The 230-nt window shown below is 67.0% G+C and carries 1 protein-coding gene; it reads right to left on the bottom strand.

What is annotated here, in order from left to right:
- A partial coding sequence (locus ACQG3P_RS25415; RefSeq protein WP_426806588.1) for a cation:dicarboxylate symporter family transporter occupies positions 1 to 230 on the bottom strand: 230 nt, incomplete at both ends.

The raw sequence follows: 230 nt of genomic DNA, 5'->3' as shown, positions 1-230 counted from the left end.
CCCACGATCAGCGCCAGGGTGGAGAAGAACAGGAAGTAGGCCAACGACTTGGCGAACACCCTGCCCACGGTGCGCAGGAGGGTCATGCCGGCGATGCCGGAGACGATGGTCAGGAAGATCACCGGGGCGATGATCATCTGCACCAGCTGGTGGACGCCATCGCCCAGCGGCTTGAGCGCTGCGGCGAAGGCCGGCTCGGAGTGGCCAGGGATGGCGCCCAGCACGAGAGC

The organism is Stenotrophomonas sp. SrG, from assembly GCF_050031795.1.
GTDB lineage: Bacteria > Pseudomonadota > Gammaproteobacteria > Xanthomonadales > Xanthomonadaceae > Stenotrophomonas > Stenotrophomonas rhizophila_A.
The sequence above is the reverse complement of the archived record's forward strand: the minus strand, read 5'-3'. Positions and strand labels throughout refer to the sequence as shown.